Origin of the sequence: Eggerthella guodeyinii (assembly GCF_009834925.2) — a bacterium.
In the GTDB taxonomy this organism is placed as follows: Bacteria; Actinomycetota; Coriobacteriia; order Coriobacteriales; family Eggerthellaceae; genus Eggerthella; species Eggerthella guodeyinii.
On record NZ_CP063310.1, the window covers coordinates 3,936,587 to 3,963,277 of the forward strand.

Annotated in this window: 21 protein-coding genes and 1 tRNA gene; 8 read left to right on the forward strand and 14 right to left on the reverse strand. The window is 63.3% G+C overall.

The genetic code is table 11. From position 1 onward, the window contains the following. Positions 1–12: 12 nt before the first annotated feature. From GS424_RS16900 to GS424_RS16910, 3 genes are all read left to right on the forward strand, one after another. A complete protein-coding gene (locus tag GS424_RS16900; protein ID WP_160940970.1) occupies positions 13–1,590 on the forward strand; it encodes a flavocytochrome c in 1,578 nt (525 codons plus the stop codon). A gap of 266 nt (positions 1,591–1,856) precedes the next feature. Further along, positions 1,857–4,298 (forward strand): molybdopterin-dependent oxidoreductase, encoded by a 2,442-nt coding sequence (locus tag GS424_RS16905; RefSeq protein ID WP_160940969.1) that lies wholly within the window; start codon positions 1,857–1,859, stop codon positions 4,296–4,298. An 8-nt stretch (positions 4,299–4,306) separates the two neighbouring features. Next, positions 4,307–4,879 carry a 4Fe-4S dicluster domain-containing protein gene (locus GS424_RS16910; RefSeq protein ID WP_160940968.1) on the forward strand — a complete coding sequence of 191 codons (573 nt, stop codon included), beginning with the start codon at positions 4,307–4,309 and terminating at the stop codon, positions 4,877–4,879. Between the two features lie 63 nt (positions 4,880–4,942). Here GS424_RS16910 and GS424_RS16915 read toward each other — a convergent pair whose 3' ends face one another. The 4 genes from GS424_RS16915 to GS424_RS16930 form a co-directional block, all read right to left on the reverse strand. Next, complete coding sequence (locus GS424_RS16915; protein ID WP_160940967.1) at positions 4,943–6,202, reverse strand: MFS transporter; 1,260 nt, start codon at positions 6,200–6,202, stop codon at positions 4,943–4,945. Between the two features lie 87 nt (positions 6,203–6,289). Next, positions 6,290–7,021: a Crp/Fnr family transcriptional regulator gene (locus tag GS424_RS16920; protein ID WP_160940966.1), complete on the reverse strand. Its 732-nt coding sequence runs from the start codon at positions 7,019–7,021 to the stop codon at positions 6,290–6,292. A 679-nt stretch (positions 7,022–7,700) separates the two neighbouring features. Then, positions 7,701–9,314 carry an amidohydrolase gene (locus GS424_RS16925; RefSeq protein WP_160940965.1) on the reverse strand — a complete coding sequence of 538 codons (1,614 nt, stop codon included), beginning with the start codon at positions 9,312–9,314 and terminating at the stop codon, positions 7,701–7,703. Continuing rightward, on the reverse strand, positions 9,314–10,534 hold the full coding sequence (locus GS424_RS16930) for an MFS transporter (RefSeq protein WP_160940964.1): 1,221 nt from the start codon (positions 10,532–10,534) through the stop codon (positions 9,314–9,316). The genes GS424_RS16925 and GS424_RS16930 overlap by 1 nt, the downstream gene beginning before the upstream one ends. A 237-nt stretch (positions 10,535–10,771) precedes the next feature. On the opposite strand from GS424_RS16930, the gene GS424_RS16935 reads away from it, so the two are divergent. Beyond that, positions 10,772–11,557, forward strand: coding sequence for a response regulator transcription factor (locus tag GS424_RS16935; RefSeq protein ID WP_160940963.1), 786 nt, complete (start codon positions 10,772–10,774; stop codon positions 11,555–11,557). Here the strand turns inward: GS424_RS16935 and GS424_RS16940 are convergent. After that, entirely contained in the window at positions 11,554–12,849 is a 1,296-nt protein-coding gene (locus tag GS424_RS16940) for an MFS transporter (RefSeq protein WP_160940962.1), read from the reverse strand. The two genes, GS424_RS16935 and GS424_RS16940, sit on opposite strands and share 4 nt — an antisense overlap. Positions 12,850–12,957: 108 nt before the next feature. Beyond that, positions 12,958–13,566, reverse strand: coding sequence for a TetR/AcrR family transcriptional regulator (locus tag GS424_RS16945; protein ID WP_160940961.1), 609 nt, complete (start codon positions 13,564–13,566; stop codon positions 12,958–12,960). A 182-nt stretch (positions 13,567–13,748) separates the two neighbouring features. Between GS424_RS16945 and GS424_RS16950 the strand changes: the two genes are divergently transcribed. Then, positions 13,749–14,801, forward strand: a complete 1,053-nt coding sequence (locus tag GS424_RS16950) for an amidohydrolase family protein (RefSeq protein WP_160940960.1) — start codon at positions 13,749–13,751, stop codon at positions 14,799–14,801. 53 nt (positions 14,802–14,854) lie between these two features. Here the strand turns inward: GS424_RS16950 and GS424_RS16955 are convergent, their stop codons facing one another. From GS424_RS16955 to GS424_RS18110, 4 genes are all read right to left on the reverse strand, one after another. Continuing rightward, positions 14,855–15,118, reverse strand: a complete 264-nt coding sequence (locus GS424_RS16955) for a hypothetical protein (RefSeq protein ID WP_235904796.1) — start codon at positions 15,116–15,118, stop codon at positions 14,855–14,857. 33 nt (positions 15,119–15,151) lie between these two features. Continuing rightward, positions 15,152–15,718: a 3'-5' exonuclease gene (locus tag GS424_RS16960; protein WP_154332467.1), complete on the reverse strand. Its 567-nt coding sequence runs from the start codon at positions 15,716–15,718 to the stop codon at positions 15,152–15,154. A 230-nt stretch (positions 15,719–15,948) separates the two neighbouring features. Then, positions 15,949–16,572, reverse strand: a complete 624-nt coding sequence (locus tag GS424_RS18105; RefSeq protein ID WP_342354566.1) for an FAD-binding protein — start codon at positions 16,570–16,572, stop codon at positions 15,949–15,951. Beyond that, entirely contained in the window at positions 16,455–17,861 is a 1,407-nt protein-coding gene (locus tag GS424_RS18110; RefSeq protein WP_160940958.1) for an FAD-binding protein, read from the reverse strand. The genes GS424_RS18105 and GS424_RS18110 overlap by 118 nt, the downstream gene beginning before the upstream one ends. A gap of 224 nt (positions 17,862–18,085) precedes the next feature. Between GS424_RS18110 and GS424_RS16975 the strand changes: the two genes are divergently transcribed. Continuing rightward, positions 18,086–19,525 (forward strand): helix-turn-helix transcriptional regulator, encoded by a 1,440-nt coding sequence (locus tag GS424_RS16975; RefSeq protein WP_160940957.1) that lies wholly within the window; start codon positions 18,086–18,088, stop codon positions 19,523–19,525. Positions 19,526–19,594: 69 nt separating this feature from the next. Here the strand turns inward: GS424_RS16975 and GS424_RS16980 are convergent. Together GS424_RS16980 and GS424_RS16985 are read right to left on the reverse strand one after the other, a co-directional pair. Next, positions 19,595–19,671, reverse strand: a tRNA-Met gene (locus tag GS424_RS16980). Positions 19,672–19,820: 149 nt separating this feature from the next. Next, a complete protein-coding gene (locus GS424_RS16985; protein WP_160940956.1) occupies positions 19,821–20,540 on the reverse strand; it encodes a DUF4097 family beta strand repeat-containing protein in 720 nt (239 codons plus the stop codon). A 254-nt stretch (positions 20,541–20,794) separates the two neighbouring features. Here GS424_RS16985 and GS424_RS16990 point away from each other — a divergent pair, with 254 nt between their 5' ends. Both GS424_RS16990 and GS424_RS16995 read left to right on the forward strand, forming a co-directional pair. After that, positions 20,795–21,589, forward strand: coding sequence for an amidohydrolase family protein (locus tag GS424_RS16990; RefSeq protein WP_160940955.1), 795 nt, complete (start codon positions 20,795–20,797; stop codon positions 21,587–21,589). Positions 21,590–21,698: 109 nt separating this feature from the next. After that, positions 21,699–23,600 (forward strand): sensor domain-containing diguanylate cyclase, encoded by a 1,902-nt coding sequence (locus tag GS424_RS16995; protein WP_160940954.1) that lies wholly within the window; start codon positions 21,699–21,701, stop codon positions 23,598–23,600. Here GS424_RS16995 and GS424_RS17000 read toward each other — a convergent pair. Beyond that, positions 23,597–24,913 (reverse strand): hemolysin family protein, encoded by a 1,317-nt coding sequence (locus GS424_RS17000; protein ID WP_160940953.1) that lies wholly within the window; start codon positions 24,911–24,913, stop codon positions 23,597–23,599. The genes GS424_RS16995 and GS424_RS17000 overlap by 4 nt on opposite strands. Before the next feature lie 184 nt (positions 24,914–25,097). After that, positions 25,098–26,684 (reverse strand): FAD-dependent oxidoreductase, encoded by a 1,587-nt coding sequence (locus GS424_RS17005; protein WP_160940952.1) that lies wholly within the window; start codon positions 26,682–26,684, stop codon positions 25,098–25,100. Positions 26,685–26,691: the final 7 nt, after the last annotated feature.

Consider the following 26,691-nt stretch of genomic DNA (forward strand, 5'->3'; position numbering starts at 1 on the left):
AGGAGGCTTTTTATGGGGAACATCGCATCGAACGCACCGTCGCACGCAACGGGAGTGTCGCGCCGCTCGTTCATCACGGGAGCGGCGGCGGCCGGCATGCTGGCAACGCTGGGCTTGGCAGGTTGCGCGCCGCAGGACAAGCAGACCGCATCGGCCGCCACGAACGGCGCCGACACGAAGTGGGACGAGGAGTGCGACGTCCTGGTCGTGGGCAGCGGGTACACGGGCCTGGCTGCGGCGCTTGAGGCGAAGAACGCCGGCGCGGACGTCAAGGTCATCGAGAAGACGGCGCGCGTGGGCGGCAACTCGGCGCTTGCAGCCGGCGACTTCGCCGTATGCAACTCCAGCGTGCAGGAGCGTGAGGGCGTGCAGGACTCCGTCGAACAGTACGTGGACGACATGATGGTGGCGGGCCTGTACCTCAACGACAAGGAAAAGTGCCGGGTGATCGCCGAGAAGTCCAACGAGACGTGGGAGTGGACCATCGAGATGGGCGCCACCTGGGCGAAGAACGACAACGACGAGTACTTCCTCTACCCGTACGGCGGCCACACCGTCATGCGCTCCATCGCGCAGGGCGACGGCGGCGGCGCGAACGTCACGGGCCCCTTCGCCGAGAAGCTCAAAGAGCTGGGCGTCGAAGTTGAGACGAAGCGCATGCTCACGGAGCTGGTGAAGGACGAGAACGGCCGCGTGATCGGTGCCATCGTGCACGACAAGCCCAGCGGCAACGACGTGGAAAGCGGCACGCCCGTCGCCATCAAGGCGAAGAAGGCCGTGGTGCTGACCACCGGCGGGTTCGGTCGCGACCTGGCGTTCCGCCAGGCGCAGGACCCGCGCCTCGACGACTCCGTGGACTGCACGAACCAGGAAGGCGCCACAGCCGAGAGCCTGCGCGCCTCGGTGGCCGCCGGCGCGATGGCGGTGCACACCGACTGGATTCAGCTGCTGCCCTTCATGAGCCCGGACGAGCAGGGCTACGGCGTGGCCGCGTTCTACACCGACGGCCAAGCCAGCTACGCCCCCACGCTGGACGTGGCCACCGGCAAGCGCATCGTCAACGAGCTGACCGACCGCAAGCGCTATGCCGACGCCATCCTGGAAACCGGCCAGCCGTGCGTGCAGATCACCTGCAAGAAGGCGCTGTACGACGGCGGCACCGGCCTCGAGGGCGCCATCAAGGCCGGCATCACCACCGAGTTCGCGTCCATCGAGGAGGCGGCCGAGCACTACGGCATGCCCGTCGATGCGGTGAAGGAAGAGATCGCCCGCTACAACACGTTCGTGGCGAACAAGGTTGACGAGGACTTCAAGAAGCCCATCCCCGACGACGCGCAGCCCATCGACGAGGCTCCGTTCTACGGCGTGCGTCTGTGGCCGAAGGTGCACCACTGCATGGGCGGCGTGAAAACCGATCTCGAGTGCCGCGTCGTCGACATGGACCTGCAGGTCATCCCCGGCCTGTACGCGGCCGGCGAGGCGGTGGGCGGCATCCACGGCGCATGCCGTCTGGGCTCTTGCGCCACGGCCGACTGCCTGGTGAACGGCCGCATCGCCGGCCAAAACGCCGCCAAGGAGCAAACCGCCTAGCGTGCGCGCGACGCGGCGTGCGCAGGGTCGCGCGCGACGCGTCGTCGTCCTCCCTCCCAGCCAACACGCGTCGCCCCGCCGCACCCTCCCTCCCCGGCGGGGCGACGACCGAGGCTCCGGCCGCATCGGCGGTCGGAGCCTCGGTCGTCCAAATGGAGCGTTTCATGTGACCAATTCTGGGCAGAACGGGCCCGACCGCCCTCCCTATACTGATGTCGCCCGCATTGGGGGAATGCACTATGCGGCATCAGGACGATAGGAGGAGCATGGAAAAGAAGCAGGATTTTTCACCGATCGAGTACGTGAAGGACGGCAGGCTCACCCGCCGAACATTCGTGAAGGGGGCCGGCTGGATCACCGTCACCTCGGCGTTGGGGCTCGGCATCGCCGGTTGCGCGCCCGCCAGCGAGCCGCAGGCGGACAAAGGGGCGGCCGCTTCCGCCGACCCGAACGAGGGCGTCACTTACGCGCACGCCTGCTGCAATCTCAACTGCACGTCGCACTGCCATCTTAAAGCCCACATCAAGGACGGCACTATCGTCACCGTCACGCCGGGCGACACGCCCGGGCGCGAGGACTACGCCAACGCCTGCCTGCGCGGCATGGCGCTCAGCCAGAAAACCCAGGACGAGAACGCGCGCGTGATGTACCCGATGAAGCGCACGGGCGAGCGCGGGTCGGGCGAGTTCGAGCGCATCTCGTGGGATCAGGCGATGGACGAGATCGCGCAGAAGCTGAACGAGACGAAGGAGAAGCACGGCGAGCAAGCCGCCGGCTTCTACTCGTTCACCGGCAACTCGGGCAACCTCTCGATGAGCGCGCCCACGCGATTCGCGGGGACGTTCGGCGGAACCGTCTTCGACATCGAGGGCATCATGGGCGACCAGGGCGCCAGCATGGGCATGATCCTCGCGTACGGCGTGAAGCGCGGCTCGCACGACACGCGCGACTACCTCAACTCGAACATGATCGTGCTGTGGGGCCGCAACGTGGCCGACACGCACACGTCCGAGTTCCGCTACCTCGTGGAAGCGCACGAGAAGGGCGCGAAGATCGTCGTGGTCGACCCGCGCCTGTGCTCGTCGGCGACCATCGCCGACCAGTGGATTCCGCTCAAGCCCCAAACCGACCCCGCGCTGGCCCTCGGCATGATGAACGTCATCATCGGCAACGACCTGCACGACAAGGAATGGCTCGCCTCGTACAGCGTGGCCCCCTTCCTCGTCAAGGAGTCCGACGGCGCGTACGCCATGGACGGCGAAGACTGGCTGGTGTGGGACACCGCGTCGAACAGCGCCAAGAAATACAACGAGGAGGGCGTCGCGCCCGCCCTCTCGGGTACCTTCGACGTGAACGGCGAGGCGGTGCGCACGGCGTTCGACCACCTGGTCGACGAGGTGTCCGCGTACACGCTCCCCGTGACGGCCGAGATCACCGGCCTGTCCGAAGACGTCATCGAGACGTTCGCGCTGGAGTACGCCAACGCGAAGCCGGCCGGCATCCGCATGGGCCAGGGCATGCAGCGCGTCTGGAACTCGTTCGCGCCGTTCCGCACGGTGGCGGTGCTCGCAGCCGTGACCGGATACGTGGGCGTCGAAGGCGGCGGCGCGTCGCACATGGGCGGCATCACGGCAGCGCAGCCGCATCCCGAGATCGAGAAGCCTGCGCTGGGCAACCCCGACTGGTCGAGCACCGGCGACAAGAAGGCCGCCATGGTGCGCACGTCCACCATGTACGACCAGATCATGACAAAGGATCCGTACCCGCTCGACTTCCTGTGGTTCGCGAACTCGAACTTCGTCAACATGAGCCCCGACGCCAACAAGATCATCAACGAGGTGCTGCCCAACGTCTCGACCATCGTGACGGTGGACCCGTACTGGACGTGGACGGCCAAGCAGTCCGACTACGTGCTGCCAGCCTGCAACTACTGGGAGAAGTGGGACATCGAGGACCGCACCCCCTGGGTCATCATCAGCAAGCCCGCCATCACGCCGATGGGCGAGAGCAAGTCCGACGCCGAGATCATGTCGCTGCTCGCGAAGAAGGTGGGGCTTGAGGAACTTTGGAACAAGTCCGACGAGGAATGGGTGCGCGGGTTCATCAACTACGATCACCCCGCCTGGGAAGGCTTCGATTTCGACAAGGTTGCCGAGGAGGGTATCTTCGCCCGCGCGGACGGCATCTTCGAGCCGCTGATCTTCCGACCCGACAACACGTTCCCCACGCCGTCGAAGCGCTTCCAGCTGTACAACGAGGAGCTCGTCGCGTTCGGCCAAGAGGTTCCCACGTACGAGCCGATGCTCGAGGATCCGTCGGGCGACCTGGGCCAGAAGTACCCGCTCGTGTACCTGCAATTCCACGATCGCCTGAACGTGCACTCACAGCACATTCTCATCCCCGAGCTCAGCGTCGTGCAAAGCGAGCCGCTGCTCGAGATGAACCCCGTCGACGCCGAAGCGCGCGGAGTCAAGCACGGCGACGTCGTCTCGATCAAGAACGACCGCGGCTCCTGCAAGATGAAGGCGTTCCTGACCGAGGGCATCCGCCCCGGTGCCGTCGCCACGGCAAGCGGGTGGACGCCCGAGCAGTTCATCGAGGGCAACTACCAGATGCTCACCCATTTCACGATCAACCCGACCGAAGAGTTCATAGGCCAGACCAGTACCGCTTTCTATGACGTGTTGGTCGAAGTAGAGAAAGCGTAGGTGGAACCATGGCTGACAAGGTTCAATACGGCATGGTGATCGACACGACCCGTTGCATGGGATGCCAGACATGCGTGATAAGCTGCAAAATTTCGAACCAGACCCCCGAGGGGCTGTACTGGGGCCGCGTTCGCAGCCGCGACGGCGAGATCCCCTACCAGGCCACGGGCACCTTCCCCGACGCGAAGCTGGCGTTCAGGCCCGAGCTGTGCAACCATTGCGCCTCGCCCGCGTGCTTCGCCAAGTGCCCGGCGGGCGCCATTCAGAAGCGTGAGGAGGACGGCGCCGTGGTCATCGACGAGGAAGCGTGCATCGGATGCGGCACGTGCGCCCTCGCCTGCCCCTACGAGATTCCCCAGATCGACGAGGCGGCCAAGAAGGCGTCGAAGTGCAATCTGTGCTACGAGCGCACAGCCGTGGGCGAGCAGCCCTGGTGCGTGCTGTCGTGCCCGGGCAAAGCGCGCATCTTCGGCGACCTCAACGACCCGAACAGCGACGTGGCGAAGTACCTCGCCGATAAGCAGGCCGTCCCCTTCCACGAGGAATTCGAAACCGGCTCCTCGGTGTACTACGTGCTCTGACGCGCGCCCTTCACCTGCGCTCCCTCCCCGGAAGCCCGCCTCGGCGGGCTTCCCGCGTTGGCGCTAGAAACGGGCCGCGTTCTTGGCGGCCAGCAGCACGAGCGCGCTTGCGATCGCGAAGACGGCCTGCCCGGCGAAGACGAGCTCGGGGACCGCGGCCACGGCGAACAGCCATCCGAACAGCGTCGAAGCGCAGGCGATGCCCAGATCGACGACGTTCTGCTGCACGGCGAGCGCCGACGCTCGGAACCGCTCGTCCACGCGCGCGGATATCGTGGACAGCACGACGATCGTCGACCCCGACGATCCCATGCCCGCCGCGAGGCCCGCAGCCAGCAGTACGGGCGGCATCGCCTGCGCGAACGCGATCAGGCCGATGCCCACCCCCATGCAACCGAGCGTCGTCGCCAGCAGCACGCGCTGATCGCACTTGTCGGCAACCCATCCGGCAAGGGGGTTGGCGATGAGGCCGCCAAGGCTGAAGCAGGAGAAGAACAGCCCTGCGTTGATGGGGATGTCGGCGCCCTCGACGAACGTCACGACGAAGTTCATCGACAGGCCGTACCCGAGCGCGACGACCGCCGTCACGCCCAGCAGCACCACGAGGCTTCGCTGGCCCGAGGAAAACGCCATGCGCAGCGTTTTCGCCGTCCCCAGACGCCGCTCCTCGCGCGCGGCGCGCGCGGAGCGTCCGTCCGCGTCGCCGCCCGCGCTTCCACCTGCGCCGTCACCCGCGGGCGCGAAGCAAAACGACAGGACGAACGCCGCCGCAGCGAAGCCCGCCAGCACCATGAAGCAGGAGGCGTACCCGCGATCGTTCACCAGCATCAGCGCGACAAGCGGGCCGAACAGGAGCGACGCCGCCGTGGCGAACCGGTAGGAGCCGATGAACAGGCCGCCTTTGCCCGCAGGCGCGATGGAGGCCACGGCCGCGACCGCGCACGACCAGAACGCCGAGAGGCCCACGGCCTGAATGCAGCGGATGAGCAGCAGCTGCCAGAACGTCGCGCAGAAAACCAGCAGCACGCTGGACACGACGAACGAGGCCGCGCCGACGACCATGACGAAACGCGTGCCGCGCCGGTCGGCCAGCGGGCCGAAATAGAACCGCATGACAACGGCCACCAGGAGGAACACCGTCCCCTGCAAGCCCGCTTCCACCATCGTCGCGCCCATGCCCAGCGCGTACGCCGGCAGCAGCGTCATGAGGATGTTGTTGCACCCGTACATGAAGAAGCCCGCCAGCGACAGCCCGACGAGCGGCACGATTCCCCTTCGGACGGGCCCGCGCGCTCCCGCGTTCGGCTGCTCCGCATTCGTCATATCCCCACCCCCTACGCCCTTGTCCAGAGTATATCCGTCGGGCTTCGGCGGGTCTGACCAATATTGTGCACAAGCGCGCGGGCGCCGCTATTCGCTCGATTCGAGCAGCGTGACCTTCTCCAGGCGATCCATGTCGAGGATCTCGATGCTGTTCCGCCGCTTCGCCACGATGCCCTGCTCTTGAAGGCGGGAGATCGACGACGTGACGGAATTCCTGCTGATGCCGAGGATGTTCGCCAGATCGCTGTTGTTGTACTTCACGATGATCGGCACCGACGTGCCGTCGTCCGCGGCGGCATCCGCGGCGGCGTCGTGCGAGCCCTGCTCGTCGCGCCCCAGGCTGAGCAGCAGCATGGGCACCCGTTGGGCGGTTGCATAGAACGCCGACTGAACCGACTCGTTCGTCAGCACCGAAATGAGGTTGTACAGGTACTTCACCACCATGTCGGCGAAGTCGGGACACGTGTGCAAGGCTTTGAAGAACGACTCCTTCGGGATGGCGATGAGCTCGCTGTCGGCGCACGCGCTGGCCGTGGCGATGGGCACGCAGCTATCGCCCAGGATTTGAAAGCCGAAGAAGTCCCCTTTCTTGCAGAAGTAGAGCGTCTTCTTTCGCCCGTCACGCTCGAGCTTGTATATCTCGACCATGCCCTCCACCACGAAATGGGCGCTCTTGTGAGGCTCTTCGCCCCACCCGAACAGGACGCCCTTCGGCACGCGGCGCACGCGGTAATCGACGCCCGTCTCCTGCAACATGCCGATCAACTCGTCCTTCGTCGGAATCTCCGACGCGATGTCGCCCTTGTCAGGCCAAAACATAGCGATGCCCCTGCAATTGCATGTGCTTCATGATCTCCCCCACCCGTCAAACGCCTGAGCAGCACCGCTCCCCCGGTATCGTGGCTTCGGCTATGTCGAAACGCCGAAGCCATGCTGCATGCCCCCAAGCATAGCACAGCGTCCGCTCTCGCTCCGCGCCAGATCGTCGACACGCATTCGCAGAAAGCCCGCTTCCAAGGCACCTCGATGCACGGTCTCAGCACGCCTACCCCGATGCATCTACCACCGGATGGCGAAGGTTTACACGCGGGATTGGCGTTTTTTGCACAAAAATCCTCGACGTGCGAAACCGTCGATGGCACTACGCCGCCTCGCCCCGACCTGTTTCGAGGAAATCCCCAGGTCGCAGGTATGATCCGACATACCGCGAGGTTGTATCCCCAACGATCCGTCCGCTTTGCGACCCCTGAGAGGCGCGGAGGTTTCGCACATCGCGAGTTTTTGTGCACCAGATAGCGAATCGCCGTGCCAAGGCGCTTCCGACCGCCGCGCGCACAACGGGGCCAGGCCAGAAGTGCATCCCGAAGAGGCCCACGGCCTTGCCTGGCACCGCCTTCACATCCCCGCAAACAGAAGCAGGTCGAAGGCTTAGAAGCTTCCGACCTGCTTTCATTTCAGAAGACGCGACGCAATTCCAGCCGAGTTCTTCCCTACCTCCTTACCGCGTGAACACCGTCTCGCCGCCGACGATGGTGGTCACCACCGACGCTTCGGCGATTTCGTGGAGGTCGTCCACGGCGAAGAGGTTGCGGTCGATGACCACGAGGTCGGCCAGCTTGCCGGGCTCGAGCGTGCCCAGCTCGTGGTCGAAGCTCTCGACCCAGGCCGAGCCCTGCGTCATGCACTGGAGCGCCTCGCCCAGGGCGAGCGCGTACTCGCGATGGAAGCCCTCGGCAGGCTGGCCGTCGGGCATGCAGCGGGCCACGGCCGCGTACAGCACCTGCAGCGGCAGCACCATGGGCGCCGCCGGGAAGTCGGTGGACAGCCCCAGGGGCACGCCCGCGTCGCGCACCGTGCGGAAACGCCAGCAACGCGATGCGCGTTCGGCGCCGATGCACACGTCGTAGAACCCCGTAGATGAACCGAACGTGGCATGGAGCGGCTGCACGCTGGCACCAATGCCGAGGGCCGCCATGCGCTCGATGTCCTCGTCCGCGATCGTCTCGATATGCTCGAGGCAGTGGTGCAGCTCCTTGCGGCCGTTCGCGGCCTGGGCCTCCTCGTGCGCGTCGAGCGCCAACCGCGCCGACGCGTCGCCGATGCAGTGGACGCGCACGGGCAGCCCTGCGGCATCGGCCGCACGCACGAGGCGCTTGAACTCGTCGGGCGGCAGGTTCGTCTCGCCGCGCTGGTCGGTGCCCTCGTACGGCTCCAGCATGAACGCGGTGTGCGCCTCGATCACGCCGTCGAGCACCTGCTTCACGCCGCCCACGCGCAGGCGGGTGCCGCGCAGCTGGGCGCGCAGGTCCAGCACCTCGGGGATCTCCAGCAGCGACGGGAAGAACGTGATGCGGCAGGTGAGGTCGCCGTCCTGCTCGATCTCGCGGTACGTGTCGTAGATGTCGTCGTTGGACAGGTCGCGCGGGAACATGTCGCCCACCGCCGTGATGCCCAGCTCGCGGAACACGTCCAGCAGGCGCAGGATGGAGCCCTTGAGCCCCTTCACCTGCAACGCCAGGTCGGACACCATCGTGGAAGCCGGCTGACCCAGCAGCAGCCCCACGGGGCGGCCGCTTTCGTCGTGCACGATCTCGCCGCCCTCGGGCTGCGGCGTTGCGGCCGTGATGCCCGCCTTCGCCAGCGCCGCGCCGTTCACCCACACCGCATGGTGATCGAAGCTGCTCAGGCAAATGGGCTGGTCGGGCGCGAAGCAATCGAGCGAGTCGCGCGTGGGGGCCGCATGGTCGTCCCAGATGGCCGTGTCCCAGCCCAGGCCGTACACCCACTCGTTGTCGGGATGCGCCTCGCAGAAAGCGCGCACGCGTTCGGCGCACTCCTGCTCGCTCGTGCAGCCCATGAGGTTCACGCAGAAGTCGGGGTCGTCGTAGGCCGCGGCCGACGCGAAGTGCACGTGCGAGTCGTTGAAACCGGGGGCGATCAGCTGGTCGCCGTAGTCCGTCACCTCGGTGTCGGGGCCGGCAAGCGCCATGACCTCGTCCTTCGGCCCCGCGGCCAGCACGCGGTCGCCCGCGATGGCCACGCCGCCCGCGAGGGGTTCCAGGGTGTTGCCCGTGAACACCGCCTCGGACAGCAGAATGCGATCGGCAACCATTACGCCTCGCTCCCTTCCAGCTCCTCGGGCGCGGCAGACCTCTTCCTATCGAGCGAGCGCGGGAGCATGAGCACCGGGATGAACGCGATGGCGAAGAAGATACCCTCCAGGATGAAGTTCAGCGTGTAGTCGGTGCCGGCGATCAGGCCGATGCCGATGGGCAGCACGTAGGAGATGATCAGGCTGACCGAACCGATGACGCCGCCGGCGGAGGCCGCGTACTTCAGGCCGATCTCGGGCAGCTGGAACGGCAGCGCTTGCAGGATGGGGCCCGACGCGGCGGAGAAGATGCCGTTGAAGCACAGGAGCACCCACAGGATGATGCCCATCGGCGAGTACCAGTTGGCGATCATCACCACGCCGCCGAGGATGCAGATGACGACGAGCACGAGGCGCGGCTTGCCGGAGCGCTGGCACAGCACGGGGCCGATGATGGAGCCGAAGATGGACACGATGGTGAGGAACGCGGCCATGTTGTTGGCGGCCATGATGTCCACGCCGCGCATCTCCACCATAGCCTGCGGCAGGATGCCGGAGTAGTTCGTGGCGGTGGCCATGCCCAAGCCCGTGGCGATGGCGATGAGCCACACGAACTTGTTCTTGATGGCCACGCCGAAGTACTGCATGACCGGCTCGGACGGCGGAACCTCGGCGCCCTTCGGCTGGTTCTTCGCCAGCACGAACCACAGCACGAGGATGACGGCGAAGGCGATGGACGACCAGAGGTAGGCGTCCTGCACGCTCGGGAAGAAGGCGGACGTCGCCAGGCCGGCCGCGATGCCGCAGCACGCGGCCGCGAAGTAGATGCCCATAGCGAAATCCATCTTGTCCTCGAACCACGCACCGAACAGCTTGATGGTTGCCGCCTGCAGCACGGAAGGCGCGATGCCGGTACCCAGCATCATGATCAGCATGACGGTGAAATCGCCTGCGACCAGGCGGCCGAACGCCAGCACGACCGAGATGGCGGTCGCCACGCCCACGACGATCTTCGCGCCGAACTTGTCGGCCAGCGAGCCGCCGGGGATGGACACGAACACGCCCGCCAGCAGCGGAGCGAGCAGCAGAGCAGAGAACTGGGCCACGTCGATGCCCAGGGCGGGCATGATTTCGGTGGCCAATGCGGAAAGCTGGAACTGGATGTAGTCCGCGATGAAGATGATGAGGCACGAGACGAGCAGCACCACCCAACGATACGAGGACAACGTACGCGATTCCATGATTCCCCTCCTTTGTCGATACGAATGAAATGGTTGATACGCCGGCATCACCTGGAAGTATAGGGACTGGCTCCGGCGGCCACCATCGACCGAACTTCGTATCTTTCTACGCGCAAAGCGGTAGACCGACCGCCGCGCCCGCGAGCGCCGTCGGCTTTTTGCGCGCCCGACGCTGCGCTATACTAGGCCGTATCGGACGAACCGCAGGGTCCGCATTATCGTTGCCGGGGAGGCGCAATGCCAGACGAACAGGGGCCGCAGCCCATCAACTTGCTCACCGATGGAGAATGGCTGCACCTTATCAAGATCATCGGCTTGGCGAACCGTCTCAACGAAGACTACGCGTTCCGACGTACGATCCTCGAGCAGCTGCGCATCCTCATCCCCTACGAGTCGGCGGCGTTCTTCCTCACCGACCTGTCGAAGGTGTCCACCACGCCGAACTTCTTCGCGTCGCCCATCGGCATCGACTGCGAGGAGGGACGCCTGGACGAGTACCTCGAAACCGCCTGGGAAGGCGACAAGATTCGCGAGCTGTTCCCCACCGACGAATCGCGCGTCATCCGCGAGAGCGATTTCGTCTCGAAGGAGGAGAAGCGGTCGTCGTCCTACTACTCCGATTTTCTCGGCGGCCGCAACGTGCTCACCTGCACGTTCGCCTGCCCCAAGGGGCCGTTGGGGTCGCTCAACCTCAACCGCAAGCTCAACGACTTCAGCGACAAAGAGGTGTTCATCCTCGAAGTGCTGGAGCCGCACATCACCGAGCGCCTGTCGCAGCACCGTCTGCAAGACGGCAGCCAGAAGGATTTCGAGAAGTTCTTGCAGGATCACAACATCACCGCGCGCGAGGGCGAAGTGCTGTCGTGCCTGCTGAAGGGCATGAGCAACGGCGAGATCAGCGAGGAGCTGTGCATCAGCCCCGCCACCACGCGCAAGCATCTGGAGAACCTGTACAAGAAGGCCGGCGCGAAAAGCCGCCTGGAGCTGGCGGTGTTCGCGCGCAAGCACATGCGCGCCGGCTAGGGCAGGGGCGCAGGGTCCGATGTGGGGTCGGGGGCGGCGTCCGTCACCGGCAGGACCGGGGCGCCGACCGGCGCGACGGCGGGCGCTTCACGCACCTTCGACAGCAGCACGATGGGCACGACGGCCAGCGCGAAGCACAACGATTCCAGGATGAGGTTGAGCGAGTAGTCGGCGCCCGCGATACCCGACACGGCCAACGGCAGCCCGTAGCTGATGGCGAGGCTCACGCTTCCCACCACCCCGCCGGCCGAGCCGGCGTACTTGTGCCCGATCTCGGGAAACGCCCCGGGGAGCGCTTCGAGCACCGGCCCCGCGGCAGAACCCAACGCGCCGTTCACCAGCAGCATCGCCGCGATGCCCACCGTCCCGAACAGCGTCCAGCTCAGCAGCTTCGCGATGCCGCCCAGCACCACGATGACCGCGAGCGCGCCCTTCACGCTTCCCAGGCGCTGGCAGACGAGCGGGCCCAGCATGGAACCCGCGATCGACCCCAGCGACAGGATGGCCGCGGTCGCCCCCGCCGACTCCGGATCGAGCCCGTGCACCTCGAACAACGCCTGCGGGAACAGGCCCACGTACGCGGTGGACGTCGCCATGCCCAGGCCCACGGCGAGCGCGACGAGCCACACGTTCTTGCTGGCGGCAGCCGTTTTTAGGTAGCGCGCGACCGGTTCGCCCTCCGGCGGCTCCTCCCCCTTCGGCACGTCGCGCGCGAACAGCGCCCATGCTGCCGCGCACGCCAGAAACAGGGCCGAGGGCACGAGGAACGCGACGGCCATGTCGGCGAAGAGGTTCGACGTGGCCTGCGCGCACGCGATGCCCACCGAGGCGCTGGCGAAGTAGATGCCCATGGCCATGTTGCTCGAGCGTTTGAACCAGATGCAGAACAGCTTGATGAGCGAGGCCTGCAGCACCGCGGGGCAGCACCCCAACAGGAACATCGCGCAGAACAGCGTCGGGTAATCGCCCGCGCCCACTCGGGCGAAGCCGGCCGCCACCGACACCGCCGTGGCCACGGCCACCACCACCCGCGGGCCGAACCGGTCGCACAGCACGCCGCCGGGAATGCTGAGGAACACGCCCGACAGCAGCGGGGCCAGCAGCAGGCTGGACAGCTGCACCGAGTCCAGCCCGAAGCGCGGCACGATCAGCGGGGCAAGCGACGACATCTGGAATTGCAGGTAGTTCGTCATGAAGATGAGCGCGCAGGAAACGAGCAGGATCACCCACCGATACGGCGACAAGCGTCGGTCGCTGTCGCGATCGGCATGGCCGCCAGCACGATCGCCCACTCGGCACCCCCTCGCGTCGCCTCCCCTGATGGCAGCATCATCCCAACTTCCGACGCCGTGCGCCAGTACGCAAACCGCGTATCTTCTTAGGGTAATGCGCGTAGACGCCTACTGCGGCAACGTCACCTGCTGGTCCATCTCCAGACCGTGCAGCAAGCCGCGGAACGTCAGCCTCGTCAGCAGCTCCGACATATACGCGGGCGATTCGCGCAGCCCGCCGTTGATCCACTTGATGGTGATGCCGATGTGGGCCGAGATGATGTACTGGATGAAGTAGTCCAGCGATTCGCCCAAGCCGCCGCCCTCGAACGTGCTGAATATCTCGCGGTACGTGCGGTGCGCGCTCTCCTCGAACTTCTTGTTGAACAGGGGCGCGCCGTGCGGGCCGAGCATCGTCACGAAGAACTGCGCGTGGTCGTAGATGTACTCGAAATGCCGCTTGTAGTAGTCGTGGCTTTCGCGCTCGAGCCCGTGCTCCGCCTTCCGCGAGGGGCTCGCCTCGCGACGCAGGTCGGCCAGCACGTCGTCGATAATCCGGTTGACGAAGAAGTACTTGTCCTCGAACTGGAAGTAGAACGTGCTGCGGGACACGCGCGCCTTCTTCACGATCTCGTTGACCGAGATGCTCTCGAAGTCCTTCTCCTGCATCAGCTCCAGAAGCGCGTCCACCAGGTACTGCCGGCTCCGCGTCTTCCGCATGTCGTTCGTGCGATCCATGGGACTCCTTTCAGGGCGGTGCGCATCTCGCTCTCTCCGTGCTTCCGTTCTCGCACAATTTTACTACAAGTGTCCGAATTCATACATTACGTCCAATTTTGCAGATACCCAGCCGGAATCCCGCTCGCTAGAATCGAGCTCGTCGAACCGATCACACCAAACCACAAGGAGGCACGAGAACGATGGCACACGAGTTTCGCACCGAGTTCGTCAAGGACTACGTCGCGCCCTACGGACAGGAAGTCGCGCACGGGAAAATCGCGCTCGAGGAGCATTACGAGTCCCCCACCTGGGACGCCACGGGCGACCCGGCGAACGAGACGGCCCGCAACAAGGAGGACTACTTCGAGGCCGTGAAGGCGCGCCTGCACTCCCCCGAGATCCGCATCGAGGAGATGGACCGCAACGGCGTGGAGATGTTCATCATGTCGCTCACCCAGCCCGGCATCCAGGAGGTGCTCGACACCGACGAGGCCGTGCAGCGCGCGCATGAGATGAACATTTGGATCTACGAGAACTACGTGCAGAAGTACCCGACCCGCTTCAACGCCTTCGCCGCCGTGGCGCTGCAAGACCCCGAGGCCGCGGCCAAGGAGCTGGAGTTCTGCGTGAAGGAGCTCGGGTTCGTGGGCGCGCTCGTCAACGGCTACACGATGAAGAACGACAAGAACAACGTCGAGTACCTGGACGAGAAGCAGAACTTCCCGTTCTGGAAGAAGCTCGTGGAGCTGAACGTTCCGCTGTACCTGCATCCGCGCGATCCCGCCCCGAACCAGCAACGTGGCTACGAGGGTTACGAGGGCCTGCTGGGCTCCGCCTGGGGATTCGGCGCCGAGACGTCGCTGCATGCGCTGCGCCTGCTGTGCAGCGGCCTGTTCGACGAGTTGCCCGAGGCCAAACTGATCCTCGGCCACCTCGGCGAAGGCCTGCCCTTCGGCCTGCCGCGCGTTCAGCATCGCCTGAACAACCAGAAGCCGTGCGGCGCGCACAAGAAGCCCCTGACCGAGTACTTCGAGCAGAACGTGTACGTCACCACGAGCGGCCACTTCAACACGCAGGCGTTTTTGAACACGCTTATGGAGTGCAACACCTCGCACGTGATGTTCTCGTCCGACACCCCGTACGAGAGCCTCGACGAGGCCGCCCTCTGGTTCGACAACGTGCCGCTCAGCCACGCCGACCGCGAGCAGATCGGCCGCCAGAACGCCATCGACCTGCTGGGCTTGGATCTCTAGCGCGCCCCGCGATACATCTTCGCCCGCCGCGCCGTTGCGCGCGGCGGGACTTGCTACTCCTCGTCGTCGAGCTTCGTCTCGAAGGTGAAGCGCGCAGCCTGCATCTCTTTGAGATACGCCGAGCATATCCGCAGTTCACGGCCATCCTCGAGCGTGATGCTGAGCGACCCCATCTTGCCGTCGGTATCCAGCTGGATCAGCTGCATGTCCGTCACCGGCAGCGTCCGAATCGCTTGCCCGTCGTCGCCCCGCTCCTTGAACACGATCGGCTTCGTCTTCGTGAACCCGAACAGGTCCCGGATCTCCGTCTCGCTCATAGCAATCGTTTCATGCATGGTTATCACCGCTCCCTATCTCCATCGCGCCCTGCTCCTTTTCGATCCACCACCGAACACGTACGGCCTCGGTGCGGGCACTTCGACCTCTTCCGCAAGCCGCCAAAACAATTCCCGACAAGCATTGGTGTCGCACAGCGCATCGTGGTGCTTGTCGAGCGAGATGCCGTAATAGTCGCAGCACGTCGACAGCCCGTACTTCCGGCCGCCCAGCACGCGCTTGGCCATCTCGCCGGTGTCGATGTACAGAAGCTCGGGCATCTCGATTTCGACGTACTCCAAGCTCCGATAGATGGCGGGGCAGTCCGCCGTCTTGGCGCAGTGGGCAACCACCACGTGCGACTCGACCAACGACCCCAGCGCCTCGTTCCACACGACGTCGAACGTCGGCTCGTGCGCCACCATCTCCTCGGTGATCCCATGGACGCGCTGCGTCATGGGATCGAAGTCGCACAGGGGGTTCACCAGCTGATAGCAGCTGTCGAGAAGCGTGCCGTCGTAGCTCGTCCGCTGATAGGCGATCGAGCAGATATGACGCCTCGCATCAGCCCATTCAACGTCCAAGAACAAATACCCATCCATCCAACGGTCCTTCCGCAGCAAAATAAACAAATCAGACCATCGCATTATGATCCTATGAAAAGTATATAATCAATGCAGTCATATATAATCGGCATATGCAAAGTTGCGAGCACTTCCAATGCGCGAAACGACAATACATCCTCAAAGACGCTCCGAAAGGCCAGGGAGGGATGAGCCTTTCGGAGCCGTAAGCAATGCGCACGCAACAGGCGCAAGCGCGGAATGTCGTACTACTTTTCGGCCAACGCTTTACCCAATTCACGTCCGAGCGTCATAGCGAACCCGAGCGTCAATCCTGATATGGCCGTGGAGTATTGCACGGCGAAGCGACCACCGCTATTGTTACCCGTCGCATACAATCCTTCGATGGGGTTGTAATTCTTGTCCAGAACGCGCTGATCATCGTCGATGACCAAGCCGTTCAGTGCAACCGTTCCCAGCATGGGCTTTTCTTCAACGCTATACATACCGAAGAACGGAGGCTCGCTTACATCGAGCAGCAGCTTGGGATCGCGACCGAAATCTTCGTCTTCCCCTTGGGCACAGTACTCGTTGTATTTGGCGATGGACGATTTGACGTTCTCCTTCACATCGCCCTCGAAACCCATGTACTCCAACAACTCATCGAAGCTGTTGGCAGCCCATGCGCACACGACTCCCCCTTCCTCGGTCTCCGCGCCCTCAGCTCCACGATCAACCCAACCCTGGAATAACTTCTCGAAATCAGCGGCATCCGTTACGCCGATTGGCTGGGAGAAGTGCTCGGGCGGCATCTTCGCCATAAGCTCCTTCCACTTATTGTCAAAGAAGTAGAAGTATCGTCCAGGCTTTCGGCGTTCCACCTGATCGAGCACTCCGAAGATGCCAAGAAACGTTTCATCGGTAAAGCGTCGCCCATTGCTGTCGAGGCAAACGAACGGAGCGCCCAAGGATTCTGGCTCGCGCCGCCCGAGCCCGCAGGCAAACGATCCGCTTCCACCTTGAAGCCGGATCCCCAGCGCAATACGTTGGTGGGAAAATCGTTGCTCTCGAACATGACCTGAGGCGATACCAGGCAATGAGGGCACGGGTCGATCGAGCCGCCAGCCCACATGCCCATCTTGATGCCGCTTCCGTCGCGACCGAACATCTTGGTTCGCATCTCACCGGTATCCAAACCGTGCGCTTCGTACAACCAGCGACGCTCATCCTGCAAAGCAACGTACATATCATTGTTGCCGCCGTAATCGCCGCACGCAAGCACTACGCCCTTCTCGCCCACAAACGCATGGTATTCGCCGTTTGCGTCTTGCACGATCGCCCCTGTCACTCTTGTGACCTCCGTGTCGACGTCTTTTTCGACTACGGCGCTCTCCTCTTGGTTGTACACCGTAGTTCTCACCCTTTCAGTCACTGTTTCGGTGAGTAGCTTGACTGCGGTGTGCTCCCAGTACCATGTTGCGCCTTGGTTTTCAGCTTGAGCAATCAATACAGGGGCTGTATCTTGGAAATTAACCTGCGTGCAGCCTCTCCAGCAACGGAAACCGTTAATAACAGCACCATCGTTGAAGTATTCCGTCGCCGTCTGACTCTCGATTCCGTTTTCGATCTCAAGCGCGTCCACCACCTCTTGTGGAGCGTTTGAAATGAGCCAGTCAAGCATTTCGCCGCTGTGATTCGCAAACTGACGCACGAGCGCAGGGTTTGTCTTATTGCGGTTTCGACGCTGATATTCGGCGATAAACTCGCTCGGCTTCACAGCTTCAATCCCGTGCTCGGTCAGGTAATTCGAATTGAGCGTCGCGATGTCGTGCAAACCGTAATATGAGATAGCACTTTCGCTCTGCATCTCGACCACCGAAACGGTAGCCCCAGCCTCTGCTGCCGCGCACGCGCACATGACACCCGCGTTTCCGCCGCCAAGCACCACCACATCCGTCGTAACCGTGTCGACAATCTGAGATTCATCGATTTCAGGAGCGTTTCCAAGCCACGCGTAGCCGTCACCCGTTCCTGCGGATGCCGAAACCGATGTTTTCTCTTTGCCGACCTCCTCCGAAACACCTTGCGGCGCGCATCCGGGAAGCGCAACCACCGCCGTCATCGCTCCGAGACCGGCAGCCACCTTCAGAAAATCTCGGCGACCCATATCCAATCGTTCCATGCTTTCCTCCTCCGCTCCACGCCCACTCCTTGTCGGCGGGCGTTGTACTGAGAACCCGCTTGCAGATTAGGGAACCGAAAGCCATCGAGCGTCCGTCTTCTGTGCTGAAAAGCAAGGCCGCAGACTGAATCAACCCGAAAGGATGACGTCAAAAAAACCAACCGCAGGCGCGGCTATGCACGAAGCTCTATAATGCGAGGCGAGCCAAATCAGAAGGGGAGAAGATGGGCAAGGCCAGCAAGCTTTCCGTATGTTCCTATACCAAACGCGACTGGTGGGGCGCAGGTGCCGTCGCAGCGTTCGCCACGTGGAACGGCCTTGCGTTTCGCATGGTCAACGCGCCCGCGGTCTCTCTTCCTTGGTCGTTTCTTTCATTTCCGCGACGCGACGAAACCTGGCTTGCCGCTTTGGCTACCGTACTTGCAGTCGCCTTGATAATAGGATTAACCACGAGAGACAGGATGCAGCGCGGAGGAACCGTCCCCGCATTCTCGGCAAAAACTCCCCTCGTTGCTGCAGCCATCTGTATGGTACTGGGCTCTGCGGGCATCGTGGGAGAATTCGCATCGGTCGCCCCCGTACTCGCATGCGGAATTCTGTGTGGCGCAGGAATGGCGATAGCACTATGCATCTGGGTGCGTATTGTTGCAGTTGGCGATACCTCTCTCGCACCGCAACGGTTGATCTTGGGCTTCGCGATAGCGTTTGCTCTCGACGTAATCGCAGGCACGTTGCCGTCAACCGCCGCCCATGCGCTCGTCAGCCTGCTTCCGCTTGCATGGTGCGGCTGCCTGCTTGCCCTATCACGTCAGCTAGCAAACACGTTATCGACGCAAGAGGCCCCTGCTCGCTCCTTTGCGAACACGCTAACGCTTTGCGTGGCTATATTCGGATTCGCCGTATTCATGGGAATCCTTGGTTTTGATTATGACGCCATCGATGCGCAGCGAGTGCGCTTTGTCCAAGCGAGCATCATGGCCGGAGGCGCAGCACTGGCAACGCTTGTGCTCACTTTGCTGAATCGCCTTTCCGATATTGAGCGCATCCAAATAGCCGTGCCTCTTGTACTGACGACGGCGTTCGTTTTGCTCCCCATCAGCACCGCGTCCATCCTGCGCGAGTTCGCCGTCGCTCTTGCTCAATCGACATTGCTGCTTACATTCGTCATCGCCCTGTTCGCAGCAAGGGAGGGCGAGGGCGTGGCGAGGTTCCCCTTCCTGCTCGCAACGCTCGCCGCGCTCAACCTGCTAGGCGTATTCATCGGCGGCGTGATTCGTAACACGTTCGGCCTCGACGCAACCGCGCTTACCTTTACCGCGCTCTTGGTGGTCTATTTCGTACTCCTCATGATACTGCCGCTTTCGCGTCGCAGACAAAAGGTCGAGTACGTCATAACCGGAGCGTCGATTGTGAGCCCCGCCGAAATAGCCCAAATCCGCTGCCAGGCGCTCGCCGAACGATATCCGGAATTATCGGCTCGCGAAAAGGACGTGCTGCTTCTTATGCTGCAGAACTATAGCAACGCGCGCATGGCGGAAACGCTTGTCGTCTCCGAGAGCACTGTGAAGACCCATGTTCGTCACGTCTATGCAAAGATGGGAATCAGCTCTCGCCAGCAGTTGCTCACTGAAGCCGAATCTATCCCTCTCTCAACAGCAGACTGACTAGAGAAGGTACGGCCACACACAGCACAAAGAAAAGGTCGGAAGCAATGCTTCCGACCTGTTAGTTTCTGGTCGCGGGGACCGGATTTGAACCGATGACCTCCGGGTTATGAGCCCGGCGAGCTACCAGACTGCTCCACCCCGCACCGTTATGTTGCGCCTACCTCTCCTGCCCGAAGTGCCTTCAAACAGGAAAAGCGGCAAGAAAGAATACTACCCTCACACCCCTCTAATCGCAAACTATTTCTCTTCACTCCACATAGTCTACATATTTCGGAGGGGGGGGGGCAGCCCCCTACCCCACGCTGTCCAGGGCGAAGGTGCCGCTGGCCATGCGGGCGGTCACGCGGGCGGAGCCGTCGCCGTGGCGGTAGCCGCCGCTGGCCTGCTCGAGCGGGAATCCGCTCTTGAACGCGCCCGACGCTTTCGTGATGCGGGCCGTGAAACCCGACGACGCGGGAATGGCCAGACGCACGCTGCCGCTTGCGATATCGGCATCGATCGATTGCGGGCACGGACCGTCGCACAGCACCCGGATCTCCCCCGATGCCACATGGGCGCGCACGCTCTCGTCGAAGCGACCCACCGCGGACACGTAACCGCTTGCCACATCGATGCTCAACCCGCGAGCGGCAACCCGATCGACGTCGATCCTTCCGGAGGCCAGCTTGAGCTTCATCGTGCCGCACCCGATGTCGCGCACCTGGTACAAGCCCGACGAGCCTTCGACGCTCACCCGCTCGAACGCGCTCGCGAACGCACGGGGGATGCGCACTTCGAGATCCTTGCGCCCCAGCAGGAAGCACTCGAACCACGAGCCGAACTCAACCTCAAGCGTCGAGCCCACGACGCGCCACCGCATCCGCTGAGTCTCCCCCAGAGGGCGCGGCGCCGTCTCGGTCAGCTCGATCGCGTGCGCGCCGGCATCGTCGATCACCGCCACGTCAACCGATCCCGCAGCCCACCTGATCGTCAAACCCGTGATGCCCGCCGCCTCCACGCTTACGTCTGCCATGAGAACTCCTCCGTTGTCGTTTCGTCCATCATAGAGGCTCGACGATCGGTTGCGCTAGCGCATCTAGTAGGCAACGCCCGCAATTTCAGGTTGCGGCCGCGTTTCACGTGCGAAATCCCCAAGAACCCGGCTTTGATTAATGCGGGGGCGGGGCGGATGCACTACAATCGGAGGCGAAACACGTCGCGAACCGCCCGCAGCCGCACGCTGCCCGCAGCCCGCAAGCCGCAAGCCGTTCGAAGGAGCACGCACCCATGGCCGTCATCGATGCCCATGCCCACATCTACCCCACCAAGATCGCCTCGAAAGCCGTCGATGCCGTGGGCAACTTCTACCTCATCGACATGTTCGGCGAAGGCACGGTGGAGCATCTGCTGTCCGCACAGCAGCACGCGCCCATCACGCACTTCATCGTGCACTCGGTGGCCACGACCCCGGGCAGCGTGGAATCCATCAACAACTTCATCGCCGAGCAGTGCCGGCTGCACCCCGAATTCATCGGCTTCATGGCCATGCACCAGGACTATCCGGAGCCCGAGAAGGAAATCGAACGCGCCATCGGCCTGGGCCTCAAGGGCATGAAGTTGCACCCCGACACGCAGCACGTGAACATGGACGACCCGCGGCTCATGAACGTCTACGAGATGATCGAGGGGCGCCTGCCCATCGTCATCCACACGGGCGACTACCGCTACGATTACTCGCACCCGCGCCGCCTCATGAACGTGCTGAAGGCCTTCCCCAACCTCGTGGTGGATGCGGCGCATTTCGGCTGCTGGTCGCGCTACGAAGTGGGCTACGACATCCTGCACAACGCCGAGAACCTGTTCGTGGACGCCTCGAGCTCCCAGTTCTTCCTGGGGCAGCGCCGCACGGTGGAGCTCGCGCGCATGTGGGGCACCGACCGCATCATGTTCGGCTCGGACTACCCCATGTGGAGCCCGGCCGCGGAATACGACCAGTTCGTCACCGCCGGCTTCTCGGAGGACGAGCTGGAGAACATGCTGTGGCACAACGCTGAACGCTTCGCCGGCGTGAAGGTGAGCTAAGCGCGAGAATCCCAATTTCTCCAGGCCGACGCCTCGAAGGCCATTGTATAATCGAGGCGAGCTCGACGCACGTGAGACATTTTCGCACGCATCGTTCGAGGTGGGGTTCATGAGAAGACAGGGGTCAACAACAACCATTTGCCTCGTTGCACTCGTTTTCCTGGCGATTGCGGCGACGCTCTTCGTTGCGTTCGGCTACTTCGTCGACAACACCTCGAAAGAGATTTCAGAGAGAACCAACCGCAAGCTGGAGACCAGAACCGCACAGCAGGTTCGCTACGTCGAAACGGTGCTCGACGGGCAGTTCGCCTCGCTCGAATCGGCCGCAGCGTATCTCGGAGCCGCCTACCCGGGCGATCGCACCGATTTCGAAACCGTCGTCGCCGCCATGCAAACCAGCTTGAACTTCGCACGCTATACCGTTGCCGACGTTCAAGGCGACAGCCTGACAAGCGACGGCGTCGCGGGAAACGTGGCCCACCGCGACTACTTCCACAATGCGCTGGCGGGCGAGCGCACCGTCACCGAGCCGTTCCTCTCGAACGTGGACGCCAATTACGTGTGCGTGATGCTGGCCGTCCCCATCACAACCGCGGACGGCGAGATCGTGGGAGTGCTGGGAGGATCCTATACGTCGGAGTACTTCGGCAGTCTGTTCCTTGACGGGAACCTCGAAACGCAGGACGTCGCCTTCCTGAGCGACGAAGAGGGCAACGTCATCGTCTCCACGCCGACAGACGGCATCGCGCTGACCGGCCTCAACATCTTCGAAGAGATAACGAATTTCAGCTTCCTCGACGGCAAGTCGGTCGAAGACGTTCGCAGCGCCATGAGCAACAACGAGGCGCTGACAACGCTGGCAGACAACGGGGTGGAGGAGATCTACACCACCCAGATCCCCTTCGGCTACAATGGATGGACGCTGTTCTCCGCCGTCGACAGAAACAGCATCGACGAAGCATACGCCTTCATCAACACGAACATGAACCAGATGAACATCACGGTTACCGCAACGTTCGCCGGCGGCCTGCTGTGCATGCTGCTCATCTTCTCGCGCGAACGCAACCGTCTGCGCAAAGACAACCTGCGCATTCAGGACGAGAAGATGCGGCTCGCGCTGTCCGAGGAGAAGTATCGGCTGATCGCGCGCGATTCGGACATCATCGTGTTCGAGATCAACATGGCCGAAAAGACCATCGAGCACAACGAGAACTTCGTGAAGCAGTTCGGCCCCGCCTGCCGCTACGAGTGCTTCGTCGAAGGCGGGCGCGTGCATCCGGACGACCTCGGCGTGTACCGCGGCCTCATCAAAAGCCTGTACGCGCACGACGAGCACGTTGAAGGCCGGCTTCGCTGCCTCGACGATGACGGCAAGCCCACCTGGTACTCCGTGGATCTCAGCTCGGTGATGGACGAGTCGGGCGAAATCGCGCGCGTGCTGGGCAAGCTCATGAACATCGACGAGACGGTGCGCACCATGGAGCTGCTGCAACTGGAAGCGCAAACCGATTCGATGACAGGGCTGTACGACAAAGAGGCCACGGAGGCCCTCATCGCCGACACCCTCAAAGAGCACGAAGCCGACCGGACGAGCCACCTTGCCATTGCCATCGTCGACATCGACGATCTCAAGACGATCAACGACACCCTGGGCCATTTGCAGGGAGACCAGGCGATCAGAACCCTATCCTCCAGCTTGAAAAGCAACTTCCGCGACACCGACATCATCGGCCGCATCGGAGGCGACGAATTCATGGTGTGCATCAAGGGCCTCGAAGGCGAGGGGCAGGCGCGCACCGTCATCGAGTCGTTCGTGGCGAAAAGCGCCGACCTGACCATCGGCGAGCGGAACGACGTTCCCCTCCATCGCAGCATCGGCGTCGCCATGGCGCAGCCGGGCGACACGTTCGAGATGCTGTACAAGCAGGCCGACGCCGCCCTGCACCACGTGAAGAACCATGGCAAGAACGGCTTCGCCTTCTGGCACTCCGACCTGCGGAAAGATGCCTAAGCTTCTTCTTTTTCGGCTTTCTCCACGACCACGCGGATCTTGTCGATGCGGTGGCGGTCCATGTCGACCACGGTGAACGTGGCTTTGTCGTCGCCGTCCTCCACCGTGGCGGAATCGCCCTCGTCGGGGATGCGATCGAACACGGTGAGCAGCAGGCCGCCCGCCGTCTCGCACTCCTCGGACTCGACGGGCTCGAAGCCGATGAGCTCGCCCACCTCGTCGATGGGCAGCGAGCCGTCGATGAGGTAGCTGCCGTCATCGAGCTGCACGACCTCGTCCGAACCGCCGTGGGCGTACTCGTCGTCGATGCGGCCGACGATCTGCTCCATGATGTCGCTCATCGTGACGATGCCGGCCGTGCCGCCGTGCTCGTCGATGACCACGGCGATCTTCGTGCGCTTCTCCTGCAGCGTTTGCAGCAGCTTCGCGATGGGCACGCTCTCGGGCACGGCCTGGATCATGCGAATGCGCAGGTCGTCGACCGTCGCGTCCTTGGGCATCGTGTAGAGGTCCTTCACGTGCACGAAGCCGACGATGCGGTCCTTGCTGCCGCGGCACACGGGGTAGCGCGTGTACTTGTACTGCAGCACGGTCTGAAGGCTCTCCTCCAGCGGATCGTCCAGGTCGATGCACACGACGTCGGTACGCGGCGTCATGATGGCCTCGGCGTCTTTGTCGCCCAGGTCGAAGATGTTGTCCACGTATTCGTTCTGCTCAGGATCGATGAGGCCGCTTTCGGTGCTCTCGTCGATGAGCAGCTTGATCTCCTCGTCGGTGTACACCTCGTGCTCGTTGGCCACGTCGTGACCGAGCATCTTCATGACGCCGTTCGTGATGCTGTTGAACAGCCACATGATGGGGTACGTGATGCGGTAGAACCACACGAGCGGCGTAGCGGTAAGCAACGAGTAACGCTCGGTGGAGAAGATGGCCAACGACTTCGGGATAAGCTCGCCCACCACGATGTGCAACGCCGTGATGATGACGAAACCGATGACGATGGAGATGCCGTGCGTGGCCGCCTCGGGCACGTTGAGCGCCTTGAACAGCGGTTCGAACAGCGCCGATACCGCAGGCTCGCCCAACCAACCGAGCGCCAGCGATGCGAGGGTGATACCAAGCTGACAGGCAGACAGGTACGCGTTGACGTTGTCGGCCACGATCTTGGTGTATTTTGCACCCTTGCGACCCTCATCGACGAGGATCTCGACTTGCGACTTGCGCACGCGTACGAGCGAGAACTCGGCGGCGACGAAGAACGCATTCATGAGCAGGAAGAACAGAACGAGCAGCAAACTGAGTGCTATGGGCATAATTGCGGATGGTCCTCCTTTATATGACTATTCGCCATGTAATCGTACGGCATTACCCCACCCGGTCATATACCCGTTACCGGAAACCCGCAGGTTTCCACAAGTGGGAGCCAGCAATCCACACGCGAACCGAACGGGGCCGCGCCCGAAGAGCGCGGCCCCGTCAAGAAGGGAGGAGGGAAGGTTATTTCTGCGCTTCCTGGGCGCTGGCAGCCGATACCTGGCCGGCCGTGCGGCCGAGGATGGAATAGCCGCTCATCACGCACCAGTAATCGCCGTTCATGATGCCGCCGGCCGCGCCGGGCACGGCGTACAGGCCCTTGATCGGCAGCGCATCGGTGCCGATCACCTGCGTGTCGAGGTTGATTTTGAGGCCGCCGAACGTCGCCATGATGCCGCCCACCATGGGAATGGCGTAGAAAGGCGGCGTGGTGAGGGCCGTCGCCGGCACCGTGCCCTGATGGGGGACGGGCAGGGCCGCCGCGGTTCCCGCTGCCGCCGCTTCGTTGTACGCGTTGACGGTGGCCACCATGTTCGCGGCATTGAAGCTGACGCCGTCCGCCGTATCCGACACGATCTTCGCGCCAAGGTCCTCGAGCGAGTCGGCCTGCACCACCGTCATGCCCAGCTCGATCATGTGGTCGATGCGATCGCCGCCGATGACCGCGGCGTTGCAGAAGGGCGTGGCGCGGATGATGTCGCGCACGCCCTCGTCGAGTATGAGGTACGCACGGGCCATGTGCTGCTGCATGATCTCCTGGTTCACCAGCGACGACCCCAGGCCCTCGTTCACGAAGCGCTCGCCGTCGGTGTTGACGTACACGCCCATGCTCTGAATGGAATGGCCCGTGGTGCCGTAATACAGCACATGCACGTCGTCGACGTTCTCGACGGCTTCGTAGCCTTCGGGGGTGTCCACGCCCTCGAGGTACGTCATCGGCCACGGCTGGGGGTGGCCGTAGAACGAGCCGAAGCTGCGGGACAGCTGAGCGCCCACTTCAACGCCCATCTTGATGCCCGAACCGTCCAGGTAGGGAACGCACTGGGCCATGCCCAGATCAGCGTGGCGACCGATGTACTTCGTGCACATCTCCTTGTCGCATTGCCAACCGCCCGTCGCCAGAATCACCGACTTGGCTTTGATCTCGAACGCCCCTTCGGCATCCTCGGCAATGAGGCCGACGACCGTTCCCGCCTCGTCGGTCACGAGCTTCTTCGCCCGCGTCTCGAGCAGGGTGGTCCCGCCCTTTTGCGCGAACACCTCGCCGAACTGCTGCAGGTATTCGTCGGTGTAGCTCTTCGATCCCTCTTCCGTCGGACGCTTGCCGCCCATCCAAACGTACGGGCTGCCAGCTGCAAGCTCCTCGGTGGTCATGCCGAGCCCTTCGATCCACTCAAGGTAGGAGCTCCAGTTGTCGCAGACGAACTTGCCCAGCTCCGGGTCCGACAGCGGGGCCTTCGCGTACGCCGCCTCCCACTCCGCGCCGAAGCGCGGTCCGAATGCGCCGGCGGCGAATCGGCTGGTGCCGCCCACGTGCTTGGACGCTTCCACCAGCACGACGTTCGCGCCCTGCTCCGCGGCGCTGACCGCCGCCGCAAGGCCGCCGATGCCGGCGCCGGCCACAACCACGTCGCACTCGTGCTTCGTCTCGAACGCCGACGGCGTCGAAGCCGCAGCACAACCCGTCAGCCCTGCGGCGCCCGTCAGCGCCCCGGCTCCCAAAGCGACCAGGCCGGCACCCTTCAAAAAACTCCTCCGCGTTTGCTCCATGACGATC

Bases quoted from the DNA above. Each gene is read 5' to 3' on its own strand.
- GS424_RS17005 (WP_160940952.1), bottom strand. From the start codon at position 26,684: ATGGAGCAAACGCGGAGGAGTTTTTTGAAGGGTGCCGGCCTGGTCGCT.
- GS424_RS16900 (WP_160940970.1), top strand. From the start codon at position 13: ATGGGGAACATCGCATCGAACGCACCGTCGCACGCAACGGGAGTGTCG.
- GS424_RS16985 (WP_160940956.1), bottom strand. From the start codon at position 20,540: ATGGCAGACGTAAGCGTGGAGGCGGCGGGCATCACGGGTTTGACGATC.
- GS424_RS17000 (WP_160940953.1), bottom strand. From the start codon at position 24,913: ATGCCCATAGCACTCAGTTTGCTGCTCGTTCTGTTCTTCCTGCTCATG.
- GS424_RS16995 (WP_160940954.1), top strand. From the start codon at position 21,699: ATGAGAAGACAGGGGTCAACAACAACCATTTGCCTCGTTGCACTCGTT.
- GS424_RS16945 (WP_160940961.1), bottom strand. From the start codon at position 13,566: ATGGATCGCACGAACGACATGCGGAAGACGCGGAGCCGGCAGTACCTG.
- GS424_RS16925 (WP_160940965.1), bottom strand. From the start codon at position 9,314: ATGGTTGCCGATCGCATTCTGCTGTCCGAGGCGGTGTTCACGGGCAAC.
- GS424_RS16915 (WP_160940967.1), bottom strand. From the start codon at position 6,202: ATGACGAATGCGGAGCAGCCGAACGCGGGAGCGCGCGGGCCCGTCCGA.
- GS424_RS16935 (WP_160940963.1), top strand. From the start codon at position 10,772: ATGCCAGACGAACAGGGGCCGCAGCCCATCAACTTGCTCACCGATGGA.
- GS424_RS18110 (WP_160940958.1), bottom strand. From the start codon at position 17,861: ATGGAACGATTGGATATGGGTCGCCGAGATTTTCTGAAGGTGGCTGCC.
- GS424_RS16905 (WP_160940969.1), top strand. From the start codon at position 1,857: ATGGAAAAGAAGCAGGATTTTTCACCGATCGAGTACGTGAAGGACGGC.
- GS424_RS16955 (WP_235904796.1), bottom strand. From the start codon at position 15,118: ATGAGCGAGACGGAGATCCGGGACCTGTTCGGGTTCACGAAGACGAAG.
- GS424_RS16950 (WP_160940960.1), top strand. From the start codon at position 13,749: ATGGCACACGAGTTTCGCACCGAGTTCGTCAAGGACTACGTCGCGCCC.
- GS424_RS16920 (WP_160940966.1), bottom strand. From the start codon at position 7,021: ATGTTTTGGCCTGACAAGGGCGACATCGCGTCGGAGATTCCGACGAAG.
- GS424_RS16930 (WP_160940964.1), bottom strand. From the start codon at position 10,534: ATGGAATCGCGTACGTTGTCCTCGTATCGTTGGGTGGTGCTGCTCGTC.
- GS424_RS16960 (WP_154332467.1), bottom strand. From the start codon at position 15,718: ATGGATGGGTATTTGTTCTTGGACGTTGAATGGGCTGATGCGAGGCGT.
- GS424_RS16990 (WP_160940955.1), top strand. From the start codon at position 20,795: ATGGCCGTCATCGATGCCCATGCCCACATCTACCCCACCAAGATCGCC.
- GS424_RS16910 (WP_160940968.1), top strand. From the start codon at position 4,307: ATGGCTGACAAGGTTCAATACGGCATGGTGATCGACACGACCCGTTGC.
- GS424_RS16975 (WP_160940957.1), top strand. From the start codon at position 18,086: ATGGGCAAGGCCAGCAAGCTTTCCGTATGTTCCTATACCAAACGCGAC.